Here is a 23,796-nt window from a genome sequence, read left to right on the forward strand (position 1 = left end):
CAAAGAACCCCAGGCATTCGTCATCCGCCTCCAAGTGACGGGTTTGCTTGGTCGGTATAGCTGAAGTCCCAGATGGGCCCCGCCGGTCGTCGCATGTGCTGGCGAGCGGCGTCGAAGAAAGGCTGGAAGTCCCAGTCCCTGACCCGGCCGGTGGCCAGCGCCTGACCCAAGAACGCCCGCCTTCGCTGACTCTTGAGAGTGCGTTCGTGCGCTGCTGCGGGGTCCCAGTCAGTCATACAAGCGGTCCTGAGGCTGGTGAGCGACTCAGAGTAGTCGGGATCGGTTGAGACGTCGCACCACTCGTCGGGGTCTTGTTCCAGGTCAAAGAGGAGTTCCTCCCGTCCGTGTACGTAGACGTACTTCATCGATCCGGAGACAACGGTTCTCGTGGGCGCGATCACTCCGTTCGCGCTGTAATCGATGATCACGGGCTCCGGGGTGGTGTTCGGGTCGAACAGGTCCCTCCCAGGGCGGGCCGGGACGTTCTGGTCTTCCCCGTAGTCATCCTTCGCGTCCGCTAGTGCGACCATCGTCGGGAAGAGGTCCACCAGTGAAGCGTGCGTCTCCACCCGCTGCGCGGACGGGATCCCGGGACCAGCCAGGATCAGGGGCACGCGCGTTGACCACTCCCTGAATGTCCGCTTGAAGAACATCCCATGCTCACCGAGCATGTCACCGTGATCGCTCGTCAGTACGACGACGGTATTCTCGAGTTGCCCGAGCCGCTCCAACTCCCACACAAGTTCGCCCAGCTTGTCATCGATGTAGCTGACCATCGCGTAGTAGGCGCGGCGCAGGCGCCGGACTGCCTCCGGGCTTGTGTCCACCATCTCCACGCCCTGGTAAGAGTTGACCCACTGGTCCCACACGGTGGGTTTCCATCCCTCCGGCCCCTCCGCCGGGGGTGCCAACTCGCGGCCCTCGTATCTGTCCCAGTACTCCTGTGCTGGTGCATATGGATCATGGGGTTGCGTGTAGGAAACGCAAAGGAACCATGGCCGGCTCTCGTCCTCGCGGCGGGCCAACTGGCGAAGTCGTTCGCACGCACGGAAGTGAACCTCCTCGTCATAGTCCAACTGAGTGGACCACTTCACCGGCCCTGCCTCCGGCACCATCCTCGCCATCGGTCTGCCCTGTCGGACGGCTGGTGGCCGCGGAGGATCTCCCAGGGTTTCCCAATCCTGGGCACCGAGGAAGTCAGACGGGTAGATGTCAGTTGTCAAACGCTCCTCGAAACCATGCAACTGGTCCGGCCCGACGAAGTGCATCTTGCCACTGAGGATCGTTTGGTAACCACGCCGTCGCAGGTGGTGGGCAAAGGTGGGAATTCCCGCTGGGAGTTCCTCAAAGTTGTCATCGACGGGGATCCGGCCGGGGAGCATCCCGGTCATCATGGAGGCCCGGGATGGTGCACACAACGGAGCGTTGCAGTACGTCCTCTCGAACAACGTACCGCGACTTGCCAGTGCATCCATGTTCGGGGTCAGGACGTCCGCGTTCCCATAGGGCGACGTGGCGAGGGCCGAAAGCTGATCGGCCATCACGAGCACAATGTTGACGGGCCGTAGAGAATCCGTTGTTGTTGTCACACCACTCAACTCTCCCTGGTCAGGCCGGCTCCACGGTCACGGCCGCGCGCTCAGCCGCGGCCGTGTGAACGGCCTCAATAAGCTGACTCACCCACATGGCCTCATCAAGGTCAGGGAGTCGCTTGTGTCCGTCCCGCAGAGTCTGGATGAAGGCATCCAGCATTGTGACGTTCGGCCCCATGGGCATGTCGTCGTACGCCGAGACCAGCGCCCTGGGGAACTCCGTGGAGGCCGCCCGGTATATCTCGAGCCCTTGCCGAGAGTCCTCCACAACGGCTGAAGCGTGCTCCCCGACTACCTCATAACCGAACCGGACCGGCGCAGGCATTCCGTCCGGCAGCACCCACAGGGACTCGACGGAAGCAGAGCTACCATCCTCGAACGCCAAGAGCGCTTGCAGACCGTCCCAGGTGTCGACTCCGTGTGAGGCCAGGACGCCTCGGCTGCCCACTGCCTGGACGACGGTGCGCCCCTTGGGCGCCAGGGCCGCGACGATGTCGAGCGTGTGCGGCATCAGGAACCAGCCCGGTGACGAGTGGCGGGCCCAGGACAATGCCTTGAGAGGGACGCGGAGGGAGTTGCTGAGCCGAGCGTTCTGGAAGAGAACTCGCCCGAGCGCACCTGAATCGGCGTCGGCCAGAATGTTTCGGAAAGCCGGGTGCCACCTGTTCAGGTAAGCCACCGATACCCGCGCAGCGTGGTCTCGGACTGCCGAGCGCATGGCGACCGCGTCCCTCGTGGTTGTGGCCAAGGGCTTTTCGACCAGCAGGTGCAGGCCTGCAGCAGCCCCCGCGAGGACAGCTTCGGCGTGGACATGGTCCGGGGTGGCCACCACCAAGGAGTCGAGGCCTTCTCGAATTAGCGCCTCGATCCCATTCAGGATGGGGACACCCGTCTCGTCGGAGAACGCCCGAGCGGCCGTTGGGGAGAGATCGTGAACGCCCACCACCTCCACGTCGGGATGCCGGAGCGCGAGGTTCGCGAACAGCCGCCCACGAACCCCCGCCCCGACAAATCCCAGCCTGAGCGTCTTGAACTCAGGCATTGTTCTTCCAGTACTCGGCACTTGTAGCCGGCAATTGTGCCGAGAATTCCTCCGCGGAGATCTCCCCGAAGACCAGCTGGTTCGTAAGGGGGATGAGTACCTTCGTGGTCCAGTCGCCGTGGTCGTCGATGATTTGATCGAACTGGCCATGGACTGCAGGAGCATCATCGATCATCTGCTTGATGTCGGTGAGCGCCTCCGGCACCTCGATGTCTCCGCGAGGTGTCATGTTCCCCACCTCGGAGGACACCCGCGAGAGCCGTTCCTTGTTCATGAAGTAGGTGATGAACTCCTGCGCGGCCTCAGCATTCGGGGCCTTCGCCGGAATGCCGAAACCGATGAACGAGACCTCCTGCGACATGTTTCCACCCGGAGCTGCTTCGGGCATGGGGAAGGCCCTGTACTCGAATTCATCCCCAGCGGACGCCTTGGTCTCGTGGGGAATCCAGGTGCCGTTGTAGATCAGTTCTGCTTCGTTCTCGGCCCACTTCTGCTGCATCGCGGGCCACTTGCTGCTGGAGTAGCCATCGACGAAGTAGCCGCCATCGACCAACTGCTGGACCTGCTTCGCCGCATTCACGAAACCTTCGGCCTTGAGCGCCTCGCCGCTGGGATCCCCGGCGGCTGCATTGAGTTCGCCTGGTCCGGTGTTGCGAACCGCAAGTTCGGCGAAGTAGTACAGGTTGAAGTTTGCGATGTCGCCATCTTGCGCGATGGGGGTGGCGCCTTCCGCCTTTGCAGCCTCCAGCCACGCGATGAATTCGTCCCAGGTCTTCGGGTACTGGCCGTCAAGTTCCGGATGGGTTGCGCCGTTGTACCAGAACGCGGAACTGATGACCTGGTAGGGGACCATCCAGGTGTCGCCGTCGTCGGTGACCATGTCCCAGTACTCCTCAGGGATGACAGAACGCACTGTCACGTCCTCGCCCGGGATATTGGCATCGAGGACCGGGTTCATCGACAGGCTCGAATCCGTGCTGGCGAGCACCGACTTGATGTTTCGTTGGGCCGCATCGACCAGATCAGCGGGCGACTCGGGGGAATTGAGGGTAGGGGACAACTTCTTCATGTTGTCCCGGCCGATCCACTCGACCTTGACCTCGATGCCGGTCTCAGCTGTGAACTCGTCGATGGCCTTCTGGGCCATGACCTGCTGTGGTTCGCCCTCGGACCACATGGACCAGTAGGTGAACGACTTAGACTCCTCGCCTGCCGGCGCCTCACCCTCAGTGGCACGTTGGATGGCGGTGCAGGCTCCTAACGTGAAGGTGAGGACGATCGCGACGAGCATTGTTGCGATGCGCTTCATGTTTCAAACTCCTTTGTGTGATGCTGCGCGGTGGTGGGATGAGTTGGTTGTTGGTGGCTCAGCGGTCGGCGCCCAGGGTCAGGCCCTCGATGATGCGGCGGCCGAGCCATACGTACAGGGCCAGGACGGGACCGATCACGATGGCCACGCCTGCGAAAAGCTGTCCCCAGTCAGCGCCGGTGTACTGCAGTCGCTGGAGAAATTTCAGAAGCGCCAGTGGCAAGGTCTCAAGGTTCGTGGTCTGGAGGAACACGAGTGCGATGATCGTCTCCCCCCAGTGAGAGATGATGTTCAGGATCAGCAACGTGACAAGGCCCGAGCGTGCCAGTGGGAGCATGATCGTCACGAATGTGCGTACGGGCCCCGCCCCATCCAGCGCCGCAGCCTCCTCCATCTCCTTCGGCAATGAGATGAAGAAGCCCGTCAGGAAGAACACCGCGAAGGGCAGCGACGTCGCGACATAGAGCAGCCACACCCCTTCCAGGCTGTTGACGAGGTAGAGCTCGTTCATGATGCTGTAGAGCGGCAGGATGATGACCTGCACCGGGATGCCGACACCGATCGCGAAGGCCATGGTGATGGCTCGGCTGCCGAACACCCCGAAACGGCTCAGCGCGTAGGACGCCGGGGCGGCGAGTAGAACGGTCGCTGCGCCGGTCGAAAGGACCAGGATCAGGCTGTTGCCGAGAGCCGTGTCGAAGTTGCTGGCCCCCCATGCACTGGCGAAATTCTCCCACCTCCACTCGTCGGGCAGGCCGAACGGATCGTTGAACAACTCGTTGGTCGACTTGAAGCTCGAGAGCAGGATCCAAGCCAGGAGGAGGATGCCAAAGATCGCCAGTGCCCAAACGAGCGTGATCACAACATTCCAGAGAATCTTTCCAGGCAGATCCGATCCTCGGGTGCGAGGGCCGCTGGGTCGCGAGACGGGTGCAGTCTGGTTTCGTAGCACGGTTGCCACCTCAGTACTCGATCGAATCGTGTCGGAAGATCCGCCCAACGAGAGCCACCATGGCGCCCACCAGGAGCAGCATGACGATCGCAGTTGCCGCTGAGGTGCCGTAGCGGGGCGTTCCTTGGGCGGAAAAGGCCTCGGCGTAGGTGTAGACCGCCGTGTTCCAGACCTTGGTCGGGGGAAGGTAACCAGCGCCCCCAGCGAAGGCGTAGATGAACTCGAAGATCTTGATGGAACTGATGGTCCACAAGATTGCTGCCACTCCGATCACATCCCACGTCAACGGGAAAATGATGTGTCGCATGCGCTGCCAGGCGTTTGCGCCCGCCAACGAAGCGTCTTCAAAGAGGTACGGCGGGATGCGGTCGACGGCGGCCAGCAGGATCGTTGCGAAGAACCCGGTGTTGATCCAGATGAGACCCATCATGATGACCATGAACAGGTTGTTCTCGTTCAGCCACTCAGGCGGAGCATCCACACCCATCCCCCTAAGGAAGGTGTTGACGAGTCCTTCGTGCTGAAAGAGGAAGCCCCAGACGATCGACAGAACGACGCCGGGCACGATGTTGGGGAAGAAGATGACGGCGCGAATGAACCGTCGGCCGGGTAGGTCCCTCAGAACCAGCATCAGAACGAAGCTGATCGCGAAGGTGACACCGCCAACGACGAAGAGGATCGCCAAGGTGTTCTTGAAGGAGGTGAGGAAGATGGGATCCCCGAATATCCGGCGGTAGTTGCCCAGCCCGACGAAGTCCATAGGCCCGGCACCGCTCCACTGGTGCAGGCTGATCCAGATCGTCTGCGCACTCGGAATGATCATCAATGCCACGTACAGAAGCAGTGCCGGTGACACGAACCACCAGAAGACCCTCTTGCGAGACCTCTCCAGAGGCGTCTTCTTGGTGCGGGGAATCGACTCCTCGACATCGCTGGCGGGGGATATGGCCGCAAGCGCGGTCCCACCCCTTCGTGGGTCTGACACTGACATGAGACCGGAACTTACCAGTAGCCGACCTATGTGTAAACAGCCTATGGTTGTCCCATGCAAAGTGTTGCTCCGCAGATCGCACGCAGGATCAACGACCGTGTGGCCTTGGACCTGATGCTCTCGAGCGGCCTGATGACCCGGTCGGGAATGAGGGCTGCCCTGGGCATGTCGCAACCGTCGACGCTGGAACTCTTCGAGCGACTGCTGGCCGATGGCCTCATCGAGGAGGCGGGTGTCGTCGCTGGGCGCCGAGGACCGAGGGCGAACGGCTATCGCGTGAACGTTCGCAAGGCGCTTGTCGCCGTGGCCAGGGTTGCCCCCGACGAGTGCGTGGCGGCAATAGCGGATCTCGGAGGAGAACTCCTCTCCGTGGTTTCCGGAGGCAAACCCACGGATACCCACAGCCCGTCCCAACATGTGGCCCAGACCATACGCAATGCTGTTCAAGCCGCTCAGGTCGATGCGGATTCGGTGAAACTGACCGTGGTCGCCACCCGAGGAGTCGTCGATCCCGGCACTGGAGATGTCGCCTACGTCAAAGGGCATCCGGAGTGGAAGGACGCCATCCGCTCGAACATGGAGCAGGAGCTCGAGATGCCCGTGCATCTGGAAAACCAGGTGAAACTTCTTGGACTCGCAGAGTTGGAGGCGGTCCGGCCCAGCACGCCGGATAACTTCGTCCTGATTTCCATCGGCCCTGCGGGCATTGCCTCGGCCATAGTGCTAGACGGCGAACTGTGGCGAGGTACGAACGGGGCGGCTGGCGAGATTGCTTACCTGCCTACGGGTCCCGAACTGCCGGCACTCGGTCCCGGCAACCAGGTGTCGGGCGGACTGGGGAACGTGATCGGCCGACTTCGAACAGGACGGTCGGCCGACTTCGAAGCCTTGACACTCCCAGTGACTCTGGCTGTTGGCGCCATCTGCTCGGTGGTCGATCCGCAGATGGTCGTCCTTGGTGGCCCCTGGGGGCAAGCCGGCGGCAAGAAGCTGGCCGAGTCGGTTGAAGCCTCGCTGGCCTCGCTATGGCCCATGACTGTGCCAATCCAAACCACCCGGGTCACCGGCGACGCTGTCCTCAAGGGCGCAGCACGCGCTGGTCTTGACCGACTGCTCCCGGATCTCTGGGGGCCAAGAACCCGACTCACGAGGGAGTGAAACTTGACCTCCGCTACGGTCGACGGCGACGCAGCCGTCTCACGTCCCAACTTCGTCGTCATCATGACCGATGACCAAGGCTGGTGGTCGATGCCCCGCCACATGCCAGAACTGCAAATGCCGAGCCTGGAAGAGCTGATGGCAGACTCCCTGGAGTTCACCAACTTCTACAGCGCGTCACCGGTTTGCTCACCCGCCCGAGCATCGGTTCTGACAGGACGGGCGCCCTCAGCTCACGGCGTGCACGATTGGATCGTGGGTGACCGGGCTCCGGGCGCCCTTCCCGACAGGTTCCTTGAAGGGCAGCAGACGACGCCAGAAGTACTCGCCTCAGCTGGCTACCAGTGCTGGATGAGCGGCAAGTGGCACGTTGGGGACTCTCGCCATCCCGCACCCGGTTTCACGCGCTGGTATGCGCACCGCTACGGGGGCGGGCCCTACGTCGGCGCCCCGGTTTGGCGGGATGGTGAACCCGTCAACGAAGAGCGCTACCTGACGCATGCCATCACCGAAGAGGCGATCAGCTTCATCCGGGACAGAAAGCCCGATCAGCCTTTCTACCTCCAGGTGAACTACACAGCCCCACACGACCCCTGGTTGGAGGGACACCCGGAGGAGTACACGTCGCTCTATGCAGACTGCGACTTCCCATCAGTGCCACGCGAACCGAGACACGAATGGACGCTCTCTCACACCCACTTCGATGGGGCTTACGAGCATCCGCTGCCAAGACTGGTGGGCTACGCAGCCTCACTTTCGGCCGTGGACGCAGGCTTGGGACGGATCCTTGAGGAACTCGAAGAGGCCGGCCTCCGAGAGTCAACGGTAATCATCTTCATGTCAGACAACGGGTTCAGCTGCGGTCACCACGGTCTCTGGGGCAAGGGCAACGGCACGTGGCCTCTCAACTTCTGGGACACGTCGGTGCGCGTCCCGCTGGTGGCTCACGTCCCCTGGGGCAGCCGAGGAACCACCAAGGCACTGACGTCCGCGATGGCTATGCATGCGACGATCTGCGAACTCGCGGGGGTGGAACCTCCGCCAGACCGGTGGCGGGCAGAGGACTCGATCGCTCCACTCCTGCTCGGTGGGGCTGACGAAGGCGCGGACGTGGTCGTAGTCGCTGCGGAGTACGGGATGGGCCGCATGATCACAGACGGTCGCTGGGTCTACGTGAACCGGCGGGAAGGACCCGACGAACTCTACGACAGACAGGCGGACCCACAGGAGCGGGTCAACCTGATCGATGACGCGGCTGCGACTCCGATCAAGGAGGAGCTGCATCGACGACTGCATGAGTGGTATCAGCTCAGGCAACGCGCAGATGTGTCGGCGTGGGACCACGACGTCCGCGGGTTCGGCCAGGTCCATCCCGTAACTCGGGGTCTCCCAGACCGACTGACTTACGCCACAGAGCCAGCCCCGGATGGTAACCCTGAGAAGGACTAGGACGATCCTCAGGCGGCCGGGACGAGTCCGCTGAGTTCGTCGGCCCAGGCGCGGATGGCGTCGGGGTCGACGTGGTCCTGGGGCTGGGTCCGCAGCGAGCGCAGGAACAACCGCTTCAGGAAGCCCACCTGTGCGGGGACGTACCGGCCGGCGAAGGAGTTCTGGTTCAGTGGCTCGACGATCCTGGCTGCAAGATCGTTGTAGGCCAGGGTCTCGTTCCGCTTGGCGGGGTCCACGGCACCCAGACAGACGTTGAACAACGCGGTGCGACCTTCCAGGACAGCGGCATTGCGCTGCAGCCAGTTGGTCGCCTCTGCGAACCACAGGCCCGCGTTGATCCCGCTGCCTGCCAGGACGAGCTCGTAGCCCACCGCGGACGGGTTCTCCCTGGCGTCGGCGACCACCACGTCGTGTCCCTGATCCCGCAGTCCGCCCGCGAGGATGTTGGCGACGTCGGCCGTCGAGCCTGACCGGGTGGCGTAGGTGATGAGGATGCGTCCCATGCGGCACACCATAGGCAGCGCGGAACTGGAGGAACCGGCCGGGGTCCCCTTCCCGCCCCGTGCCCCGGGCCGTCGCGGTATCGTCGGGACTCCCACAGCCGAGCAGGGAGACATCATGGCGTCAGCGAAGCGAATCGGAGTCCTCACGGCGGGCGGCGACAGCCCCGGCCTCAACGCGGCGATCCGTGGTCTGGGCAAGGCGGCCATCGGCACTCACGGGATGGAACTGATCGGTTTCCGCGACGGCATCCGAGGGCTGTCCGAGGACCGCCACATCGACCTGGACACCTCCATGCTCTCGGGCATCCTCACCACGGGCGGCACCATCCTGGGCACCTCCCGTGACAAGGCCCACAAAATGCTGGTCGACGGCGAGGTCCGCGACATGACCGGCGAGATCGCCAAGATCGTCGACAAGAACAAGCTGGACGGGCTCGTGCTGCTGGGCGGCGGCGGCACCGCGAAGAACGCGCTCCGGCTCGCCAACGCCGGTGTGAACGTTATGCACCTGCCCAAAACCATCGACAAGGACGTGGCGCACACCGACAACACCTTCGGCTTCTCGACGGCGCTGGAGATCGCCACTGACGCCATCGACCGCCTTCACTCGACGGCGCACAGCCACCACCGCATCATCATCGCCGAGATCATGGGCCACAAGGCCGGCTGGCTCACCCTGGGTTCGGGCATCGCGGGCGGCGCCGACGTGATCCTCCTGCCGGAGATCCCGTTCTCCGTCGACTCCATCGTCACTGCCATCCAGGCCCGGAGGAAGCGCGGCACCAACTTCAGCGTCGTGGCCGTCGCCGAGGGCGCCCGCGACACCGAGGACACCGTGGAACTGCAGGCAGCCGTGAAGCTGGTCAAGGACGCGAACACCCCCGAGGCCAAGGCGGCGGCGAAGAAGCACCTTGCCAGCGTCGAGTACGAGCACCGGGAGCACACCTTCAAACTGGCCCACCAGCTGGAGGAGGCCACCGGCCTGGAGACCCGGGTGACCATCCTCGGCTACGTCCAGCGCGGCGGCATCCCGTGCGCAGAGGACCGGTTGCTGGGTTCGCGGATCGGCTCCGCCGCGGCAGACCTGATCGCGGACGGTGAGTGGGGGATCATGGTGGGCTCCAAGGGCGAGGGCACCGAACCAGTGCCGCTCAAGGACGTCGCGGGGAACCTGTCGCTGGTGCCGCTGGAGCACTCCTGGATCCGGACCGCCCGCAACGTGGGGACCAGCCTGGGCGACTGAACCGTCTTGAACCGAGCCGGATGACTCCGCGGCGTCCGGCGTGTCGATGCCGAATCCGGAAGCCGCCTCGCTCAGCCGACGGTGAGGTTCAGCACGGCCACCGCGTCGCGCAGGACATTGGGCTTGACCGACCAGTGGGCCCAGCGGCCGCGCTGGTCCCGGTCCACCAGACCGGCGTCGTGGAGCTTGCGCATGTGGAACGACAGCGTCGGTTGCGAAATGCCTAGCGCCGCGGGCAGGTGGCAGGCGCACACGGTCCCGTCCTCGGACTCCGCGAGGTAGCGCAGCAGCCGCACCCGCGTCGGGTCGGCCAGGGCCTTGAACACATTCGAGAGCCGCTCCGCGTCGTCGGAGGCGAGCAGTTCAACCGTGGGCGTGACGCAGCACGAGTCGGAATCGGCTGGTTCCACCACCGGCAACGTGTGCTTCATGCCCACAGTCTACGTTCGCATCGACAATCTTCGATCTGCCCAGCGACGCTCAGACCAACGTCCGATGTTGGTCGCCCACGGGCTGGCTAACATCTGGGCATGGCGATTGTGTCCCGTCGCGGTCTGCTCCTGGCGGGCGGCACGCTCCTGCTCCCCGGCTGCGGCTCCGACGACGCCCAACCCCTACCCGAGCAACCGGACGACGGCCAGGCACAGGGAACCTGCCGCACTCCCGGGCCGCTCGTCGACTTCAGCAGCGTCGGGACTGCGGTCCTCGGCTACGAGATCACCCGGGGACCCACCACCATGCGGGCCGACGCCGCATTCCTCCGGCGGCTCGAGGCGTGGGCTGCCGACTGGTCCGACCTGAGTGGGCTTGGCCGGATCCAGTCGGTGTGGAGCTACGGAGCCTACGTAGACCGCTGCGCCTCCTTCCACCAGGTGGGGCGCGCCTTCGACTTCGCCGAGGTGGTCCACGACGGGGGCAGCGTCTCCTGCCGGTTCGACAAGTGGCAGCCTGGAACCGATGGCCAGCTGCGGGACTACTGGCGGCTGGCCGCGTCGCTACACCTGCACTTCGCCTACACGCTCACCTACTTGTACAACGTCGGGCACCACAATCACATCCACGTGGACAACTCGATCTCCGGTGATTCGCTCAGCACCTTCAGCGAGGGCTCACAGGCCCAGGTCCACCTGGTCCAGGCTGCGCTGCGCCACGTCTTCGGACGCGATGTCGAGACAACCGGCGGCTACGACGAGCAGACCCGCTCCCCGCTGCGAGAGGTGCAGCGGGAGCTGGGGATCAGCCGCCCACTCGCCGATACCGACGGCTGGCACTCGTTCCTCAGGGCCACCGCGGCCCGGGCCTGACGTCGTCGCTCAGCCGGCGACAGGTTCCCGTCCCGCTTCCGGCACCCCGTCGACCAAGTCCAGCAGTTGCCCTGGTTCGACGGGGGGTTCCGCGAGCAACGGCACCAGCGCTGAGCGCTCCGCCAGGGACTGCACCCGCGCGATCTGCTCGGCCTCGTTCGCTGCGATCGCCCGCAGGAACGGTGAGTCCGGGTCCGCTGCTGCCACCGAGTTGTTCACCACCCATGCCCATGGCCGGATCCCCGCGCGGGCCAGGTCGGCCTGTAACTGCTCAGCCTCCAGCACGGGGGTGGACTCAGGCAGCGTGACGATGCAGAGCCTCGTGAACGTCGGGTCCTGCAGCATCATCATCGGCGTGGTGACGTGGGCGTCCGCCCCAAGCTGTCGGACGACGTCGCGGTGGTAGGAGCCGGTGGCGTCCAGGAGGAGGAGAGTGTGCCCGGTGGGGGCGGTGTCCATGATGACGAACTTGCGCCTGGCCTGCCGGATGGCCGCCGAGAACTGGCGGAACACCGCGACCTCCTCGGTGCAGGGTGAGCGGAGGTCCTCAAGCAGCTGCTGCCGCCCCGCCTCGTCGAGGCGTGACCCCTTCGAGCGCAGCACGTCACTCGTGTACTCGGCGAGCGCGACCCTCGAATCGATCCGCTCGACGCGCAGGTTCGGGAACTGGTCGTAGGACGAGGACCCCACCCGCCCGGCCGGGTCGGTGCTTGTGAGCAGGACCCCGTGACCGCGCGCGGCCAGGGCCAGCGCGACGGCGTGGGCCATCGTCGTCTTGCCGACGCCACCCTTGCCCATGAACATGACCAGCCCGTGGCCCTGTTCCTCGAGGGAGTCGACCAGCGACCCGACGGAGGGCCATTCGCTGTTGCGGGTGTGGTGCGCCGGGCGCTCGGCGGTGGCTGCGGCGGGCGAGCCGAGCCGGAACATGTCGTGCAGGTTCGCCACGCCCATGATGTTCCATGGACGCAACTCGATGACGTCGCGCGGGAGAGCCGCCACACCTTCGGGCAGGTTGGCGATCGCCTCCTGTTCGCGACGACGCACCGCCGCCACCAGGGGGTCGCCGTCGCCGGTCTCGGGCATCACCGCATTGATTACGAGGTACTGGTTGGCAAGCCCGACGCCCTCGAGCTCGACCCGGGTGCGGTCAACCTCCTGCAGCGTGGACTCCTGGGCCCTGGCCACGAGGACCAGCCGGGTGTGCTCAGGGTTGGCCAGCGCGTCGACGGCGGCGCTGTAGACCTCTCGGCGCTTGTCCAGGCCGGACATCGGGCCGAGGCACGAGGCATCGCCCGCGCCGTCGTCGATGAATTTGGTCCAGTCTCCGGGCAGTTGCAGCAGGCGGATCGTGTGCCCGGTGGGTGCGGTGTCGAACACCACGTGGTCGTACCCGGCTGTCCGGGCCGGCTCAGCCAGGAGGTCGGTGAATTCGTTGAAGGATGCGATCTCCGTGGTGCAGGACCCGGACAGCTGCTCGGTCATTGACGCGATCTCCGCCGCCGGCAAAAGGTTGCGGACGGGTCCGATGATGGTCTCCCGGTACTGCGCCGCGGCCGCGTCGGGGTCGATCTCCAGGGCGTCGACTCCGGGGGCGGATTCCAATGGCGTGATTGAGTGACCGATGGGCTGGCCGAAGACCTGGGCGACGTTCGACGCCGGGTCGGTGCTCACCAACAGGACGCGCTTGCCGCGGTCGGCGAGCGTGAGGGCGGTGGCGCAGGCGACGGAGGTCTTGCCCACCCCGCCCTTGCCGGTGAAGAAGACGAACCGCGGCAGGTCCCTCAGGAAGGCCAGGTCAGCGGGAGGCGTCGACGTCACATCAGTTCGCGCGTGGGCGACGGTGGAGTTCAGCACGCTCCACCACCACCGCAGCAGCCACCGCTGCTCTGCGCGCTCAGGCCCAGGTCCAGGCCGACGAGCGGTTCCGGCTCGACACCGGCGAGCTTCTCGAGCTGAGCGCGGTCCGGGTATGTCCCGGCGGCCACGGTCACACCGTCGACCAGTACCAGGGGCAGACCCTCCGAACCGACCATCTGCAGGAACGCGTTGGCTGCGGGGTTGTTCACGAAGGCGTGCGGATCGTTCGCCAGGTTGTGGCGCACCACCCGGACACCCCTGGAGGCCAGGTGTGCGGCGTCGGCGGTGAACGTGATGAGTTGCTCGCTCGGGTCAGGTCCGCACACGCCGGTGTTGCAGCACAGCGCCGGCTCGAACACCTCGATCACCCGGGTGCCGGTGGAAGCGGTCTGTGGCTGGGTGGTCATGGCTGGTCTCCTATTGACGTCTATCGATACGGGCAATCCTGCTCGCCGTATCGACGGATGTCAATGCAACGTGCGGCCGCGACCGTTCAGCGTTGCGCGGCCGTGACGTTGACGAACCAGCTGATCCCGAACTTGTCCGTCACCTGGCCGAAGGCGTCGCCCCAGGGGGCAACCTCCATGGGCATGTCGATGGCGCCGTCGGCCGCGAGCTTCTCCCAGTAACCACGCAGCGGTTCGTCGTCGGCGGCGTTGGTGCCGTCGGAGCTCAGCGAGTAGACCCCGTTTCGGGCCGGCGGCATCCCCGGGGCGGTGTCGGAGGCCATGAGGTGGAAGCCTGGCTCGACGTAGAGCGAGGCGTGCATGATCCGGGAGGCCGACTCCGCGTCGGCCGTGTCCCCCATGCCCTCGCCGAAGGTGGTCATCGTGAGCTCCCCGCCGAAGACCGAGTGGTAGAACTCCATGGCCTCACGCGCGTCGCCGTCGAACTGGAGGTAGGGAGTGATGGAGATGGTCATTGCCGCACCTTTCGCCGGGACTGTCCCGCTGCCCAATTGTGGATCGGTGGACCGACACTCGTGTGCCGATCCACCGATTTCCTGCCCCGGCGGGGGCGTCAGTCGAAGATCGGGCCGACGGTGCGGGTGCGCTTGAGCTCGAAGAAGCCCGGGTAGGCGGTGACCTTGACGAAGCCGTCGAACAGGTCGCCGGCCTCCTCGCCCTTCGGCGCCGGGGAGATGACCGGGCCGAACAGGCTCATCCCGTTGACCCGCAACACGGGCGTGCCCACCTCGTCGCCCACCGGGTCCATCCCCTCGTGGTGCGACTTACGAAGGGCGTCGTTCAGCTCGTCGGTGCGGGCGAGTTCGAGCAGGTCCGAGGAGAACCCGACGTCGGCAAGGGCCTTGGCGACGGTGGCGTCCTCCTTGGGCTCGCGGCCCGGGTGGAAGCGGGTGCCGATGGCCGTGTAGAACTCCCGCAGCCCCTTGGAGCCGTGGGCCTGCTCGACGGCGAGCGCCGTCCGCGCGGGCGTCCAGGCGGCGTCCATCGCCTTGCGGTAGTCCTCCGGCAGGTCGCGGCCGTCATTGAGGACCGCGAGGCTCATGACGTGGAAGGTGGTCTGCACGTCGCGAACCTTCTCCACCTCAAGCATCCAGCGGGAGGTCATCCAGGCCCAGGGGCAGGTCGGGTCGAACCAGAAATCAACGGAAGTCGTCATGGGCCCAATGCAACCACACGGCGCCAAGCAGGGGCGGCCACGTCCGGGTCGCCGTCGCACGCCCGCCGTCGGCCGGCTACGAGAACCGAACCATGTTGTTCAGTATCCAGCGCGAATCCCACAGGTACCGGCTACCGCCTCCCTGGACCGGCTCCGTCACGATGAGCGACGCCCGCACGTAGGAACGGCAGCCGCCCCGGCCGGTGACGGCAGTGTCGCACTGAGTGCGCCATTGGCGCCCGTCCATCGCGGTCCAGGACATCTCCTTGCCCACCTCACCATTGCCGCCCAGCGGGTTGCCCTTCCACGCGCTGCGGGCCATCGGAAGATAGGTGAGGTTGTTGAACACCCAGCCGTTGACGACGGTGAACTTGCCGTCCTTCTGAACCACTGTCGACGCCATGATCTGGGTGCGGCAGCGCTGGGTCTGGGAATAGGGTTCGCACCGCGTGTCCCAGGTGCGCCCGTTGTACAGGTGGGTGCCGGGATTCGTGTAAACGTCGAATGGCTGCGCTGTGGGTTCGGGCACATCGGTGAACTGCACAACGATTCCGAACGTGTCGTAACCGCGCTCGGCAAGGGGCTCGAACGTGTAGGTGCCTTTCGCCGGGTATGTGCCCGCCGGGGTCAGTCTCCCGTTCACCATCCAACCGATGACGTGCGGCGACGGGCCTGGCAGGGTGTAGGTGTCGTTCGCCGTACCCGGCAGGTCCTGGTACTTGACGGACCCGGGGAGGCTGAGCGAACACAGAGCCGGCGACGGCGCGAAGGTCCAACTCGTCGTGCCCGTCAGCCGGTAGCCGGGTCGGGCGACGGCGGTGATCGGGATCTCCCTGACGGCGCCCACGGTGTAGGTCCCGGGGGCTCGCACGGTCGTCCCGGTCTTGTAGTCGAAGCCCTGGCCGGCAGCGAGGGTGTAGGTGTCGGCATGGTCACCGCATGCATCCACGAACTTCGGTGTGGGTGCCGTCACGGGAATGAGGCCGGTGCCGACCGTGAGGTTCCCCGTTACTGCGGAGCGGGTGTCGGAGCCCTTGGCCGTGCGTCCCTGCGCATCCGTCGTCGAGATTTCCCAGGTGTAGGGTCCGTCCGCCACCACGGCACCTGCCTGGTCGCGAACGTCCCAGACGACGTCGCGGATGATCCCCGCCCGCGAGGCCGGCGTCGGGAGGGTGCGCACCACGCGTCCCGTCCAGTCCCGGATCGTCAGGGTGCCCGGGGTGACGTCGCGGGTGAAGTCGAACGAGGTCCGCCACGGTGCTGTCTGCGCCAATCCGGTGCCGGCAGCCGTCGAGCCCAGGAAGTACGGCTCGGAGGTGCCCCCGAACGGCAGTACCGAGATGTGGATGTCTCCGTCGGGCCGGCCGGTGCGGGAGTCGTCGGGCTCGGTCCACGCGATCCGGTTTCCGTCCAGCGCCAGCACCCGAACCGAGAGGTCGAGGGCCGCCACCAGCGGCTTGCCCTGCTCGATTCGCGACAGGTCATAGATCAACGCGCGATTGCGACGGTCGTCCCCGCGCCCTTGCAGGATGGCGATGCCGTCGCCGAGGAGCACGTCTGAGCCCCAGTGCTGGGAAGGCACCGCCAGTTCAGCCCCGACCCCCGTCGCCCAGTTCTCCACCGAGTCGTTGTCGCGCAGGATCCAGGCCCCCCACAGCTTGTGACGGGAGTCTGCCCATAGCTCACGCACCCGCAGACCGGTGGTCAGGTCGTAGATGCCGTTGGGTTCCAGGACGTTGGTCCCGAAGATGGCATGGATGGCGCGGTTCGGTCCGTAGCGCCGCGTCCCGTCCGGGCCGAACACGGCGTCGGAGTACCAGCCCGTTCCGGTGGCGACGGCGTATGGACCGGACAGGAACTCCACCGCGGCGGCGTCGAGTTCCACGCCGGGCTCATCGTCGAGGTGCCACTGGGTGCCGACGACGGCGCGCGCCCCCTGCGCGAGGACCGTGCGGCCGGCGAGCAGTGGCACCGGCTGGGCACCTCCGGTCAGGTCTTGGCGCCAGACGCCCTGCTCGGGCCAGAAGTATCTGCGGTCGTCCGTCCCGTACACGGCCGTGGGAGTCAGGGAAGCGGCTGTGATGGTCAGTTCCGAGTCGGGCACCGGGACCAGCCGGTCCACCGCATCGGCGCCGACGCGCCAGAGCCACCACGTCTCCGGGCCCTTGAGCATGCACACCACCTCCTCGTCGTCGATGCGGCAACCGGAGGCAGTCGACCCCGCGGGGATCGGGGCCAGCCGCCAGGAGCCACCGGCAAAGACGGAGATGCCGTCGTCGGCGACGACGAACAGTGCGGTTGCTCCCGGGAGCACCGTGCGCGCGGTGCCAGCAGGCCGTTCCCAGGTGTAGTCGGTGCAGACGCCCTCGGTGGCACCCCAGTCGGCATGGCACCACTGCCTGGCTGCCGGCGCCTCGTAGGACTGGGTGAGACTTGCCCAACTGACGCCGCGCTCGCTGGTGCGCCACTGCGAGTCCCCCGGGACGCCTGCGATGGAGTAGGCCTCGCCGCTGGCGACATCCATGACGTTGAGTCTGGCGTCCCTCCCAGGGATCAGGGCCCGACCCCGGTCCAGTCGCACCTCGGTGTACGTGGCGGGAATCAGTTCTGTCTGCGATCCCTCCCAGCTGTGGAAGACGTAGGTGTCTACGCCGGTTCCGGTCCTGAGGCCGACCCAGCCTTCAGCTCCGAGATACGTGCCCACCCCCGGATCCGGCCGGGCAGTGGCTTCCCCCGTCGCGAGGTCGACGACGAGCAACTGGTCATTGTTCCTCAGCACGGCCCGACTGTCGGAACGCAGGCTCGCGGTCGCGGGCACTCCATCGGCGCCCGCGCCGTCGAAGTGCTGGATGACCTCGCCTTCGCCGTCGATCAGGGTCGCGCCACCCACCAGGAAGTGTCCGTCGTCGCTGGCCAACAAGCCGTTGGTCGCGCTTGGCCCCACCACACCCGGCAGGGACTCGACCGGCGTCAGCGTCCCCTCTGCGGCGGCCGGGGACGCTCCGACGCTGGTCGCCAGCAGCGCGGAGAGGGCAAGGGCAGCGACCTGACGGCGCATCGGCGTGCTTTCTCGAGGACCACGACCACCGTGGTCGTTGGCTCAAGGTACCGACCGGCATCCAAGTCGTCCAGCGCGGGGCGCGATACGCACGTCCGGGAGGTCAGTACAGCGTCACGGCCGTGGCCTTGATGGCGGCCACCAGCCGCAGCCCCGGTTCGATCCCCAGTTCCGCGACGGCGTTCGTGGTCAGGTCCGCGGCGAGCGACTGGCCCGCGAGGTCCACCACCACCCGTGCCACCGGACCGCGGGGCTCCAGCGAGCGGACCACGACGTCGAAGGCGTTGCGCGGGCTGCCGTGGGGATCTCGAAGGTGCAACCCGACGGCGTTCGCGGGGATGCTGGCCCAGCCGGGTCCGGCGGTGGCGTCGTCGCCCATCAAGCCGGCGACGACGGTTCCGTCGGCCAGGCGCAGACCGCCGGAGACGAGTTCCCCCGTGAGCAGGTTGACGCCTGTGAAGTCGGCGAGGAACCGGCTGCGGGGCCGCGGTAGGACGTCGGCGACCGGTCCCTCCTCGACCACGCGGCCGGCATCCATCACCACGACGTGGGAAGCGAGGGTGAGGACGTCGAGCAGGTCGTGGGTGACCAGCACCGACGTGCGCCCCCGCAGGTGGGAGCGCAGCAGCCCGCGCATTTCTGGGGCGGCCGCTGCGTCGAGGGCAGCCAGCGGCTCGTCGAGCAGGACCAGGTCGGGGTCGACGGCGAGCGCGCGCGCCAGTGCGACCCGCTGGGCCTGACCGCCGGAGAGTTGGGCCGGTCTGCGGGCGGCGAGGTCGACACAGCCGACGGCGGCCAGGTGCCGCAGGGCCTGGGACTGGGCCTCGGCCTTGCCGACGCCGTGCGCCCGGACCCCGAAGGCCGCGTTGGCCAGCACGTCGAGGTGCGGGAAGAGCAAAGCGCGCTGCTCCAGGAGTGCGAAGCCCCGACGGTGGGCGGGCACGAAGCCCCGCTCGTCGGCCAGCCGCCGGCCGAGCACCTCCACGGTGCCCTTGTCGGGGCGCAGGGCCCCCGACAGGAGCGCCACGAGCGTGGACTTGCCCGCTCCGTTGGGCCCGACGACGGCGGTGCAGACACCCTCGGGCAGTTCGAGGTCCAGCTCGACGTCGCGCACCCGCACGGTGGCGGCCACCCTCGTCCCGCTCACGATCCCACCCTGATCCGCCGGCTGAACCTCGCCGAGACCGCGACGACCACCAGCGCCACCACGACGAGCACCAGCGCGAGCGCCAGCGCCAGGTCGGCGTCCTGTTCCCGGACCAGGTAGACCAGCAGCGGCATGGTGCGGGTGGTGCCTGCGAGGGAGCCGGCGAAGGTCAGTGTCGCCCCGAACTCCCCCAGCGCCCGGGCGAACGTCAGGGCGGTTCCGGAAACCAGTGCGGGCATGGCCATCGGCAGCGTGACGCGCAGCAGCACCCGCGTCGGGGAGGCTCCCAGGTTGGCGGCGACGGTGCCGTAGTCGCCGGAGTCAGCCCGCAGCGCGCCCTCGAGCGCGATCACCAGGAACGGCATGGCCACGAACACCTGCGCCACGACGACGGCCGCGGTCGTGAAACCGATCTCGATCCCCCACGCGGACAGCTGCTGCCCGACCAGGCCGCGGCGCCCCAGCGTCGCGAGCAGCGCCAGGCCCGCCACCACCGGCGGCAGCACCATGGGGATGGTCACGATCGTGCGCACCACCGTCGCCCACCGGCCCTCCAGTCGGGCCATCACCAGCGCCAGCGGGACGCCCAGCAGGAACGAGACCGACGTCGCCACCAGACAGGTGACCAGCGACAGGACCAGCGCCTGCCGGGCAGCCCCGGTCCCGAGCAGTCCCGGAAGTTCGCCCCAAGGGATCCGCGCGAGCATCCCTGCCAGCGGGACGACGAGGAACGCCAGCCCGATCCCGAACGGCAGCCAGGTCCACCTGGGCATCAGGGCGCCCCGAAGCCGCGGGCCGCCAGTACGGCCTGGCCGTCGGTGGACGTGACGACTTCGATGAACGCGGCCGCCTCCACGCCGGAGCCACCCCTGACGGAGACGATCCAGTACTCGTTGGGGTGGTCCTCGGCGGCGGGGACGTCGATGACGTCCACAGCGTCGCCTGCGGCGGCGGCGTCGGTGGCGTAGACGAAGCCGGCGTCGGCCTCACCGGAGGTGACCTTGCCCAGGACGTCGGTGACCTTGGTCTCCTCCGAGACCGGGCTCAGACGCACGCCCAGATCGTCGGCCAGCGCCGCCGTCGCACGACCACACGGCACCTCCGGTGCGCACACCACCAGCTTGGCGCCGGCCAGGGAGTCATCGAGTCCGGTGATCCCGGCCGGGTTGCCGGGCGGGGTCACCAGGACCAGGACGTTGGTTGCCAACCGGACGGGGTCGCCTTCCGTGAGGCCTGCTTCGACGGCGCGCTCCATCGTTGCGGTGTCCGCGGCGGCGAACACGTCGGCGGGGGCGCCGCCGGCGAGCTGGTCCACGAGGGCGGCCGACCCGTCGAAGGAGAAGGCGACCTCGATGTCCTGGGTCTGCGCGATCTCCTCGAACGGACCCGCGAGCGAGGCGGCGGCGAGGACGACGGGGGCCTGCTCGGCGTGGGCGGCACAGGCGGTGACCAGCGGGGTGACCGCGGCCAACAGGGCCACCACCCGTCTGCGCGAGCGGTCCGCCGTCATGGGGCGACGATAGCATCGGCGCTTTGTCCGGGAGGGGCAGCGGACGGGAGGCAGCGGCGGTGTCCTAGGCTCGTGGCATGCCAATTCGTGCAGCGGTCATCACCATCTCCGATCGCGCCTTCAACGACGTGTACGAGGACCGCTCCGGGCCCGTCGCCCGGGACGCCCTGGTGGCCGCCGGGTTCGACTGCGCCGACATCGTCATCGTCCCCGACGACTCCCAGCGGATCTTCGCCGCCATCCACCACGCCATCCACGACGGCGCGCGCCTTGTCCTCACCACGGGCGGCACCGGCGTCTCCCCCCGCGACGTCACCCCGGAGGCAACCGCCCAGCTAGGCGGCCAGGAACTGCCCGGCATCGCGGAGGCCATCCGTCGCAAGGGTCTGGAGAACACCCCGTTCGCCATCGCCTCGCGGGGCATCAGCGTCGTCGTCCGCGACGGTGACCGCTCGGCCCTCGTGGTCAACGCGCCCGGCTCACGGGGTGGTGCGCGCGACGCCACCGCCGTCGTGATCCCGGTGGTCGAGCACATCCTCGGACAGCTCGACGGCCTGAGCCACTAGTCGCGGCGCCAGTCCCCCGAACGGCCACCCGACTTCGCGGTGACGCGGGCGTTCACGATCTCCGCGCTGCGGTCCACGCCCTTGACCATGTCGACGATGGCAAGTGCGGCCACGGTGGCGGCGGTCAGCGCCTCCATCTCCACGCCCGTCCGGTCAGCGGTGCGCACCTCGGCCTCGATCTCGACGCCGTCGTCGACGATCACGAGGTCCACCCGCGCCCCGTGGACGCCGATGACGTGGGCCAACGGCAGCAGGTCCGGCACCCGCTTCGTCGCGGCGATCCCGGCCACGCGGGCGACGGCGAGCACGTCGCCCTTGGGGACGGTGCCGTCGCGCAGGGCGGTGACCACGCCGTCGGAACAGGTGACCTTGGCGCGGGCGGTGGCCGAGCGGACGGTGGGCTGCTTGGCGGTGACGTCGACCATACGGGCCTGGCCCGCGGCGTCGAGGTGGCTGAACTCAGGCATTGGTGTCGAAGACCTCCAGGACGTCGCCGGGGCGGATCTGCCCGACGTCTTCGGGGACGACGGCGAGCGCGTCGGCCAGGTGCAGGGAAGCGACGGCGTGGGACCCGGACCCCAGCCGGTGAGCTGGGCGGATGCCGTCGGGGGTGGTGGTCACGGGGACATACTGCCGACGGTTTGGCGGGGTGGTCCAGCCTTCGACGACGTTGGCGCGGCGGGTGGGCAGGCCGACCGGCCGACCGGCCAGCCGCGCGATGAGCGGGCGCACGAACAGCCAGGCGGAGACGAACACGCTGACCGGGTTGCCGGGCAGTGCGAGGAGAGGCACCTTGGCGCCCCGGACCTCCCAGTGGCCGACGCCCTGCGGCTTGCCGGGCTGCATTGCCACCTTCACGAACTCGACGTCGCCGGCGGTGGCCTGCCGGACCACCTCGAAGGCACCCGCGGAGACGCCGCCCGTGGTGACGATCAGGTCGGCGTCGGCGCCGGCCAGCGCCTGGAGGAAGTCTTCCGTGGCGTCGCCGACTCTCACGACGTCGGCCACCCGCCCCCCGAACTGCCTGACCAACCCGGCCAGCAGGAGGCTGTTGGAGTCAGGGATCTGCCCGGGTCCGAGCGGCTCGCCGGGCGCGACGAGTTCGGAACCGGTGGCCACCACGAGCACGCGCGGCCGGGTGGTCACAAGCCACTCCCCCAGGCCCACCGACGCCGCCGCCGCAGCCGCAGCCGAGGTGGCGCGCGCGCCCTCGGACAGCACGACGTCGCCGACGCCGACGTCCTCGCCCCGCCGTCGGATGTGACGCCCCGGGACGGGCGCGGTCCGTACCTCGACGCGGCGCGGCAGCGGAGAGTCGCCCGGTGGCTGGTCGGTGTCCTCGACCGGGACGACGGCGTCGGCGCCGGCGGGCATCGGGGCGCCGGTCATGATGCGCATCGCCTGCCCGGGCGCGAGGGGCGTCGACGCGGCGGTTCCGGCCGGGATGTCGCCGGCCACGTCCACCACGCAGGGTGCCGCGGCGACGTCGTCGGCGCGCACGGCGAAGCCGTCCATCGCCGAGTTGTCGAATGGTGGGACCGGGAGCCGCGCGATCACAGCTTCAGCGAGCACGGCGTCGGGATCCGCACCCACAGGGACTCGCACCGCCGGCAATGGCTTCGCCAACGCCAGTACCGCGTCCAGATGCTCCTCGACCGTCCGCATGCCTCCCCTTCCGATGCCCCGACGATAGACCAGCCCACGCTGTCGGCACTCCCGTTCCGCTAGCTGTGCGATCGCTGCTCCGACGCCGAGCACACAACGCACACCCAGGCGGGTCGTCGGGCGCCCCCACCAGCCCCGGACGGACACCCGCGGCCTTGGTTGTGCGATCGCTGCTCCGACGCCGAGCACACAACGCACACCCAAGCGGGTCGTCGGGCTCTCCCACCAGCCCCGGACGGACCCCCGCGGCCTTGGCTGTGCGATCGCTGCTCCGACGCCGAGCACACAACGCACACCCAGGCGGGTCACGACGTCGGCGGCGCCTGTCAGGGCAGACCGGTCCAGTCAGCGGTGCCGTCCGGGTAGCGCTGGTGCTTCCAGATGGGAACCTGCTCCTTCACCCGGTCCACGAGGTCACTCGCGCAGCTGAATGCCTGGTGTCGGTGCGAGGCCGCCACGACGGCAAGCAGCGCGACGTCCCCGATCTCCAGGCCTCCAACCCGGTGGACCACGGCGATGGCGTGGACGCCCTCGCGGTCGGCGAACTCCTCGGCCACCTGGCGCAGGACCTCGGGAGCGCTCGGGTGACAGGAGTAGGACAGCGACGACACCTCGCGTCCGCCGTCGTGGTTGCGGACGGCGCCGGCGAAGGTGACGACGGCGCCAGCCTGCTGGTCCTCCACGAGGGCGGTGACTGCCGCGACGTCGATCGGCTCCTCGGAGACGGCGGCCAGGCGCACGACGACGCCCGGGTCGGATGAGGACTGCTGGGGTGATCTCGACACGCTCGCTCCGCTCGCTACCCGATCAACGGAAGTCACGCT

General features: G+C 67.5%; 23 protein-coding genes. 5 read left to right on the forward strand and 18 right to left on the reverse strand.

Annotated features, from left to right (window positions below; translation table 11 throughout):
- Positions 1 to 20 precede the first annotated feature (20 nt).
- The 5 genes from betC to LKO27_RS09785 all read right to left on the reverse strand — a co-directional run bounded on the left by betC (position 21) and on the right by LKO27_RS09785 (position 5,718).
- The gene (gene betC / locus LKO27_RS09765; protein ID WP_370630000.1) at positions 21 to 1,589 is read right to left on the reverse strand and encodes a choline-sulfatase; all 1,569 of its coding nucleotides are present in this window, start codon (positions 1,587 to 1,589) and stop codon (positions 21 to 23) included.
- A 19-nt stretch (positions 1,590 to 1,608) separates the two neighbouring features.
- Positions 1,609 to 2,634, reverse strand: a complete 1,026-nt coding sequence (locus LKO27_RS09770; RefSeq protein ID WP_227737317.1) for a Gfo/Idh/MocA family protein — start codon at positions 2,632 to 2,634, stop codon at positions 1,609 to 1,611.
- The gene (locus LKO27_RS09775; protein WP_227737318.1) at positions 2,627 to 3,943 is read right to left on the reverse strand and encodes an ABC transporter substrate-binding protein; all 1,317 of its coding nucleotides are present in this window, start codon (positions 3,941 to 3,943) and stop codon (positions 2,627 to 2,629) included. The genes LKO27_RS09770 and LKO27_RS09775 overlap by 8 nt, the downstream gene beginning before the upstream one ends.
- A gap of 58 nt (positions 3,944 to 4,001) precedes the next feature.
- On the reverse strand, positions 4,002 to 4,805 hold the full coding sequence (locus LKO27_RS09780; RefSeq protein WP_227737319.1) for a carbohydrate ABC transporter permease: 804 nt from the start codon (positions 4,803 to 4,805) through the stop codon (positions 4,002 to 4,004).
- Positions 4,806 to 4,905: 100 nt separating this feature from the next.
- A complete protein-coding gene (locus tag LKO27_RS09785) occupies positions 4,906 to 5,718 on the reverse strand; it encodes a carbohydrate ABC transporter permease (protein WP_227737320.1) in 813 nt (270 codons plus the stop codon).
- Between the two features lie 222 nt (positions 5,719 to 5,940).
- Here LKO27_RS09785 and LKO27_RS09790 point away from each other — a divergent pair, with 222 nt between their 5' ends.
- Both LKO27_RS09790 and LKO27_RS09795 read left to right on the forward strand, forming a co-directional pair.
- On the forward strand, positions 5,941 to 7,044 hold the full coding sequence (locus LKO27_RS09790) for an ROK family protein (protein ID WP_227737321.1): 1,104 nt from the start codon (positions 5,941 to 5,943) through the stop codon (positions 7,042 to 7,044).
- Positions 7,045 to 7,047: 3 nt separating this feature from the next.
- The gene (locus LKO27_RS09795; protein WP_227737322.1) at positions 7,048 to 8,493 is read left to right on the forward strand and encodes a sulfatase-like hydrolase/transferase; all 1,446 of its coding nucleotides are present in this window, start codon (positions 7,048 to 7,050) and stop codon (positions 8,491 to 8,493) included.
- 8 nt (positions 8,494 to 8,501) lie between these two features.
- Here the strand turns inward: LKO27_RS09795 and LKO27_RS09800 are convergent, their stop codons facing one another.
- Entirely contained in the window at positions 8,502 to 8,996 is a 495-nt protein-coding gene (locus tag LKO27_RS09800) for a flavodoxin domain-containing protein (RefSeq protein WP_227737323.1), read from the reverse strand.
- A 115-nt stretch (positions 8,997 to 9,111) separates the two neighbouring features.
- Here LKO27_RS09800 and LKO27_RS09805 point away from each other — a divergent pair, with 115 nt between their 5' ends.
- Positions 9,112 to 10,239: a 6-phosphofructokinase gene (locus LKO27_RS09805; RefSeq protein ID WP_227737588.1), complete on the forward strand. Its 1,128-nt coding sequence runs from the start codon at positions 9,112 to 9,114 to the stop codon at positions 10,237 to 10,239.
- Between the two features lie 71 nt (positions 10,240 to 10,310).
- Here LKO27_RS09805 and LKO27_RS09810 read toward each other — a convergent pair whose 3' ends face one another.
- Entirely contained in the window at positions 10,311 to 10,670 is a 360-nt protein-coding gene (locus LKO27_RS09810) for a helix-turn-helix transcriptional regulator (RefSeq protein WP_227737324.1), read from the reverse strand.
- Positions 10,671 to 10,769: 99 nt separating this feature from the next.
- On the opposite strand from LKO27_RS09810, the gene LKO27_RS09815 reads away from it, so the two are divergent.
- On the forward strand, positions 10,770 to 11,543 hold the full coding sequence (locus LKO27_RS09815) for a hypothetical protein (RefSeq protein ID WP_227737325.1): 774 nt from the start codon (positions 10,770 to 10,772) through the stop codon (positions 11,541 to 11,543).
- Between the two features lie 9 nt (positions 11,544 to 11,552).
- On the opposite strand, the gene arsA is transcribed toward LKO27_RS09815, so the two are convergent.
- The 8 genes from arsA to modA form a co-directional block, all read right to left on the reverse strand.
- Positions 11,553 to 13,340 (reverse strand): arsenical pump-driving ATPase, encoded by a 1,788-nt coding sequence (gene arsA / locus LKO27_RS09820; RefSeq protein WP_227737589.1) that lies wholly within the window; start codon positions 13,338 to 13,340, stop codon positions 11,553 to 11,555.
- Between the two features lie 53 nt (positions 13,341 to 13,393).
- A complete protein-coding gene (gene arsD / locus LKO27_RS09825; RefSeq protein WP_227737326.1) occupies positions 13,394 to 13,810 on the reverse strand; it encodes an arsenite efflux transporter metallochaperone ArsD in 417 nt (138 codons plus the stop codon).
- Positions 13,811 to 13,896: 86 nt separating this feature from the next.
- Positions 13,897 to 14,325 carry a VOC family protein gene (locus LKO27_RS09830; protein WP_227737327.1) on the reverse strand — a complete coding sequence of 143 codons (429 nt, stop codon included), beginning with the start codon at positions 14,323 to 14,325 and terminating at the stop codon, positions 13,897 to 13,899.
- A gap of 98 nt (positions 14,326 to 14,423) precedes the next feature.
- Positions 14,424 to 15,026, reverse strand: a complete 603-nt coding sequence (locus tag LKO27_RS09835) for a disulfide bond formation protein DsbA (RefSeq protein WP_227737328.1) — start codon at positions 15,024 to 15,026, stop codon at positions 14,424 to 14,426.
- Between the two features lie 76 nt (positions 15,027 to 15,102).
- Positions 15,103 to 18,084, reverse strand: coding sequence for a FlgD immunoglobulin-like domain containing protein (locus LKO27_RS09840; protein WP_227737329.1), 2,982 nt, complete (start codon positions 18,082 to 18,084; stop codon positions 15,103 to 15,105).
- 103 nt (positions 18,085 to 18,187) lie between these two features.
- Positions 18,188 to 19,231: an ABC transporter ATP-binding protein gene (locus LKO27_RS09845; RefSeq protein WP_227737330.1), complete on the reverse strand. Its 1,044-nt coding sequence runs from the start codon at positions 19,229 to 19,231 to the stop codon at positions 18,188 to 18,190.
- A complete protein-coding gene (locus LKO27_RS09850) occupies positions 19,228 to 20,004 on the reverse strand; it encodes an ABC transporter permease (RefSeq protein ID WP_227737331.1) in 777 nt (258 codons plus the stop codon). Before LKO27_RS09850 ends, LKO27_RS09845 begins: the two co-directional genes overlap by 4 nt.
- A complete protein-coding gene (gene modA, locus LKO27_RS09855) occupies positions 20,004 to 20,741 on the reverse strand; it encodes a molybdate ABC transporter substrate-binding protein (RefSeq protein WP_227737332.1) in 738 nt (245 codons plus the stop codon). Before modA ends, LKO27_RS09850 begins: the two co-directional genes overlap by 1 nt.
- Positions 20,742 to 20,818: 77 nt before the next feature.
- Here modA and LKO27_RS09860 point away from each other — a divergent pair, with 77 nt between their 5' ends.
- On the forward strand, positions 20,819 to 21,307 hold the full coding sequence (locus LKO27_RS09860; RefSeq protein WP_227737333.1) for a molybdenum cofactor biosynthesis protein B: 489 nt from the start codon (positions 20,819 to 20,821) through the stop codon (positions 21,305 to 21,307).
- Here LKO27_RS09860 and moaC read toward each other — a convergent pair.
- The 3 genes from moaC to LKO27_RS09875 all read right to left on the reverse strand — a co-directional run bounded on the left by moaC (position 21,304) and on the right by LKO27_RS09875 (position 23,757).
- Positions 21,304 to 21,774: a cyclic pyranopterin monophosphate synthase MoaC gene (gene moaC, locus LKO27_RS09865; RefSeq protein WP_227737334.1), complete on the reverse strand. Its 471-nt coding sequence runs from the start codon at positions 21,772 to 21,774 to the stop codon at positions 21,304 to 21,306. The two genes, LKO27_RS09860 and moaC, sit on opposite strands and share 4 nt — an antisense overlap.
- The gene (gene glp / locus LKO27_RS09870; protein ID WP_227737335.1) at positions 21,767 to 22,972 is read right to left on the reverse strand and encodes a gephyrin-like molybdotransferase Glp; all 1,206 of its coding nucleotides are present in this window, start codon (positions 22,970 to 22,972) and stop codon (positions 21,767 to 21,769) included. The genes moaC and glp overlap by 8 nt, the downstream gene beginning before the upstream one ends.
- Before the next feature lie 326 nt (positions 22,973 to 23,298).
- Positions 23,299 to 23,757 carry a molybdenum cofactor biosynthesis protein MoaE gene (locus LKO27_RS09875; protein WP_227737336.1) on the reverse strand — a complete coding sequence of 153 codons (459 nt, stop codon included), beginning with the start codon at positions 23,755 to 23,757 and terminating at the stop codon, positions 23,299 to 23,301.
- Positions 23,758 to 23,796 lie beyond the last annotated feature (39 nt).

Source organism: Tessaracoccus sp. OS52, assembly GCF_020687685.1.
GTDB lineage: Bacteria > Actinomycetota > Actinomycetes > Propionibacteriales > Propionibacteriaceae > Arachnia.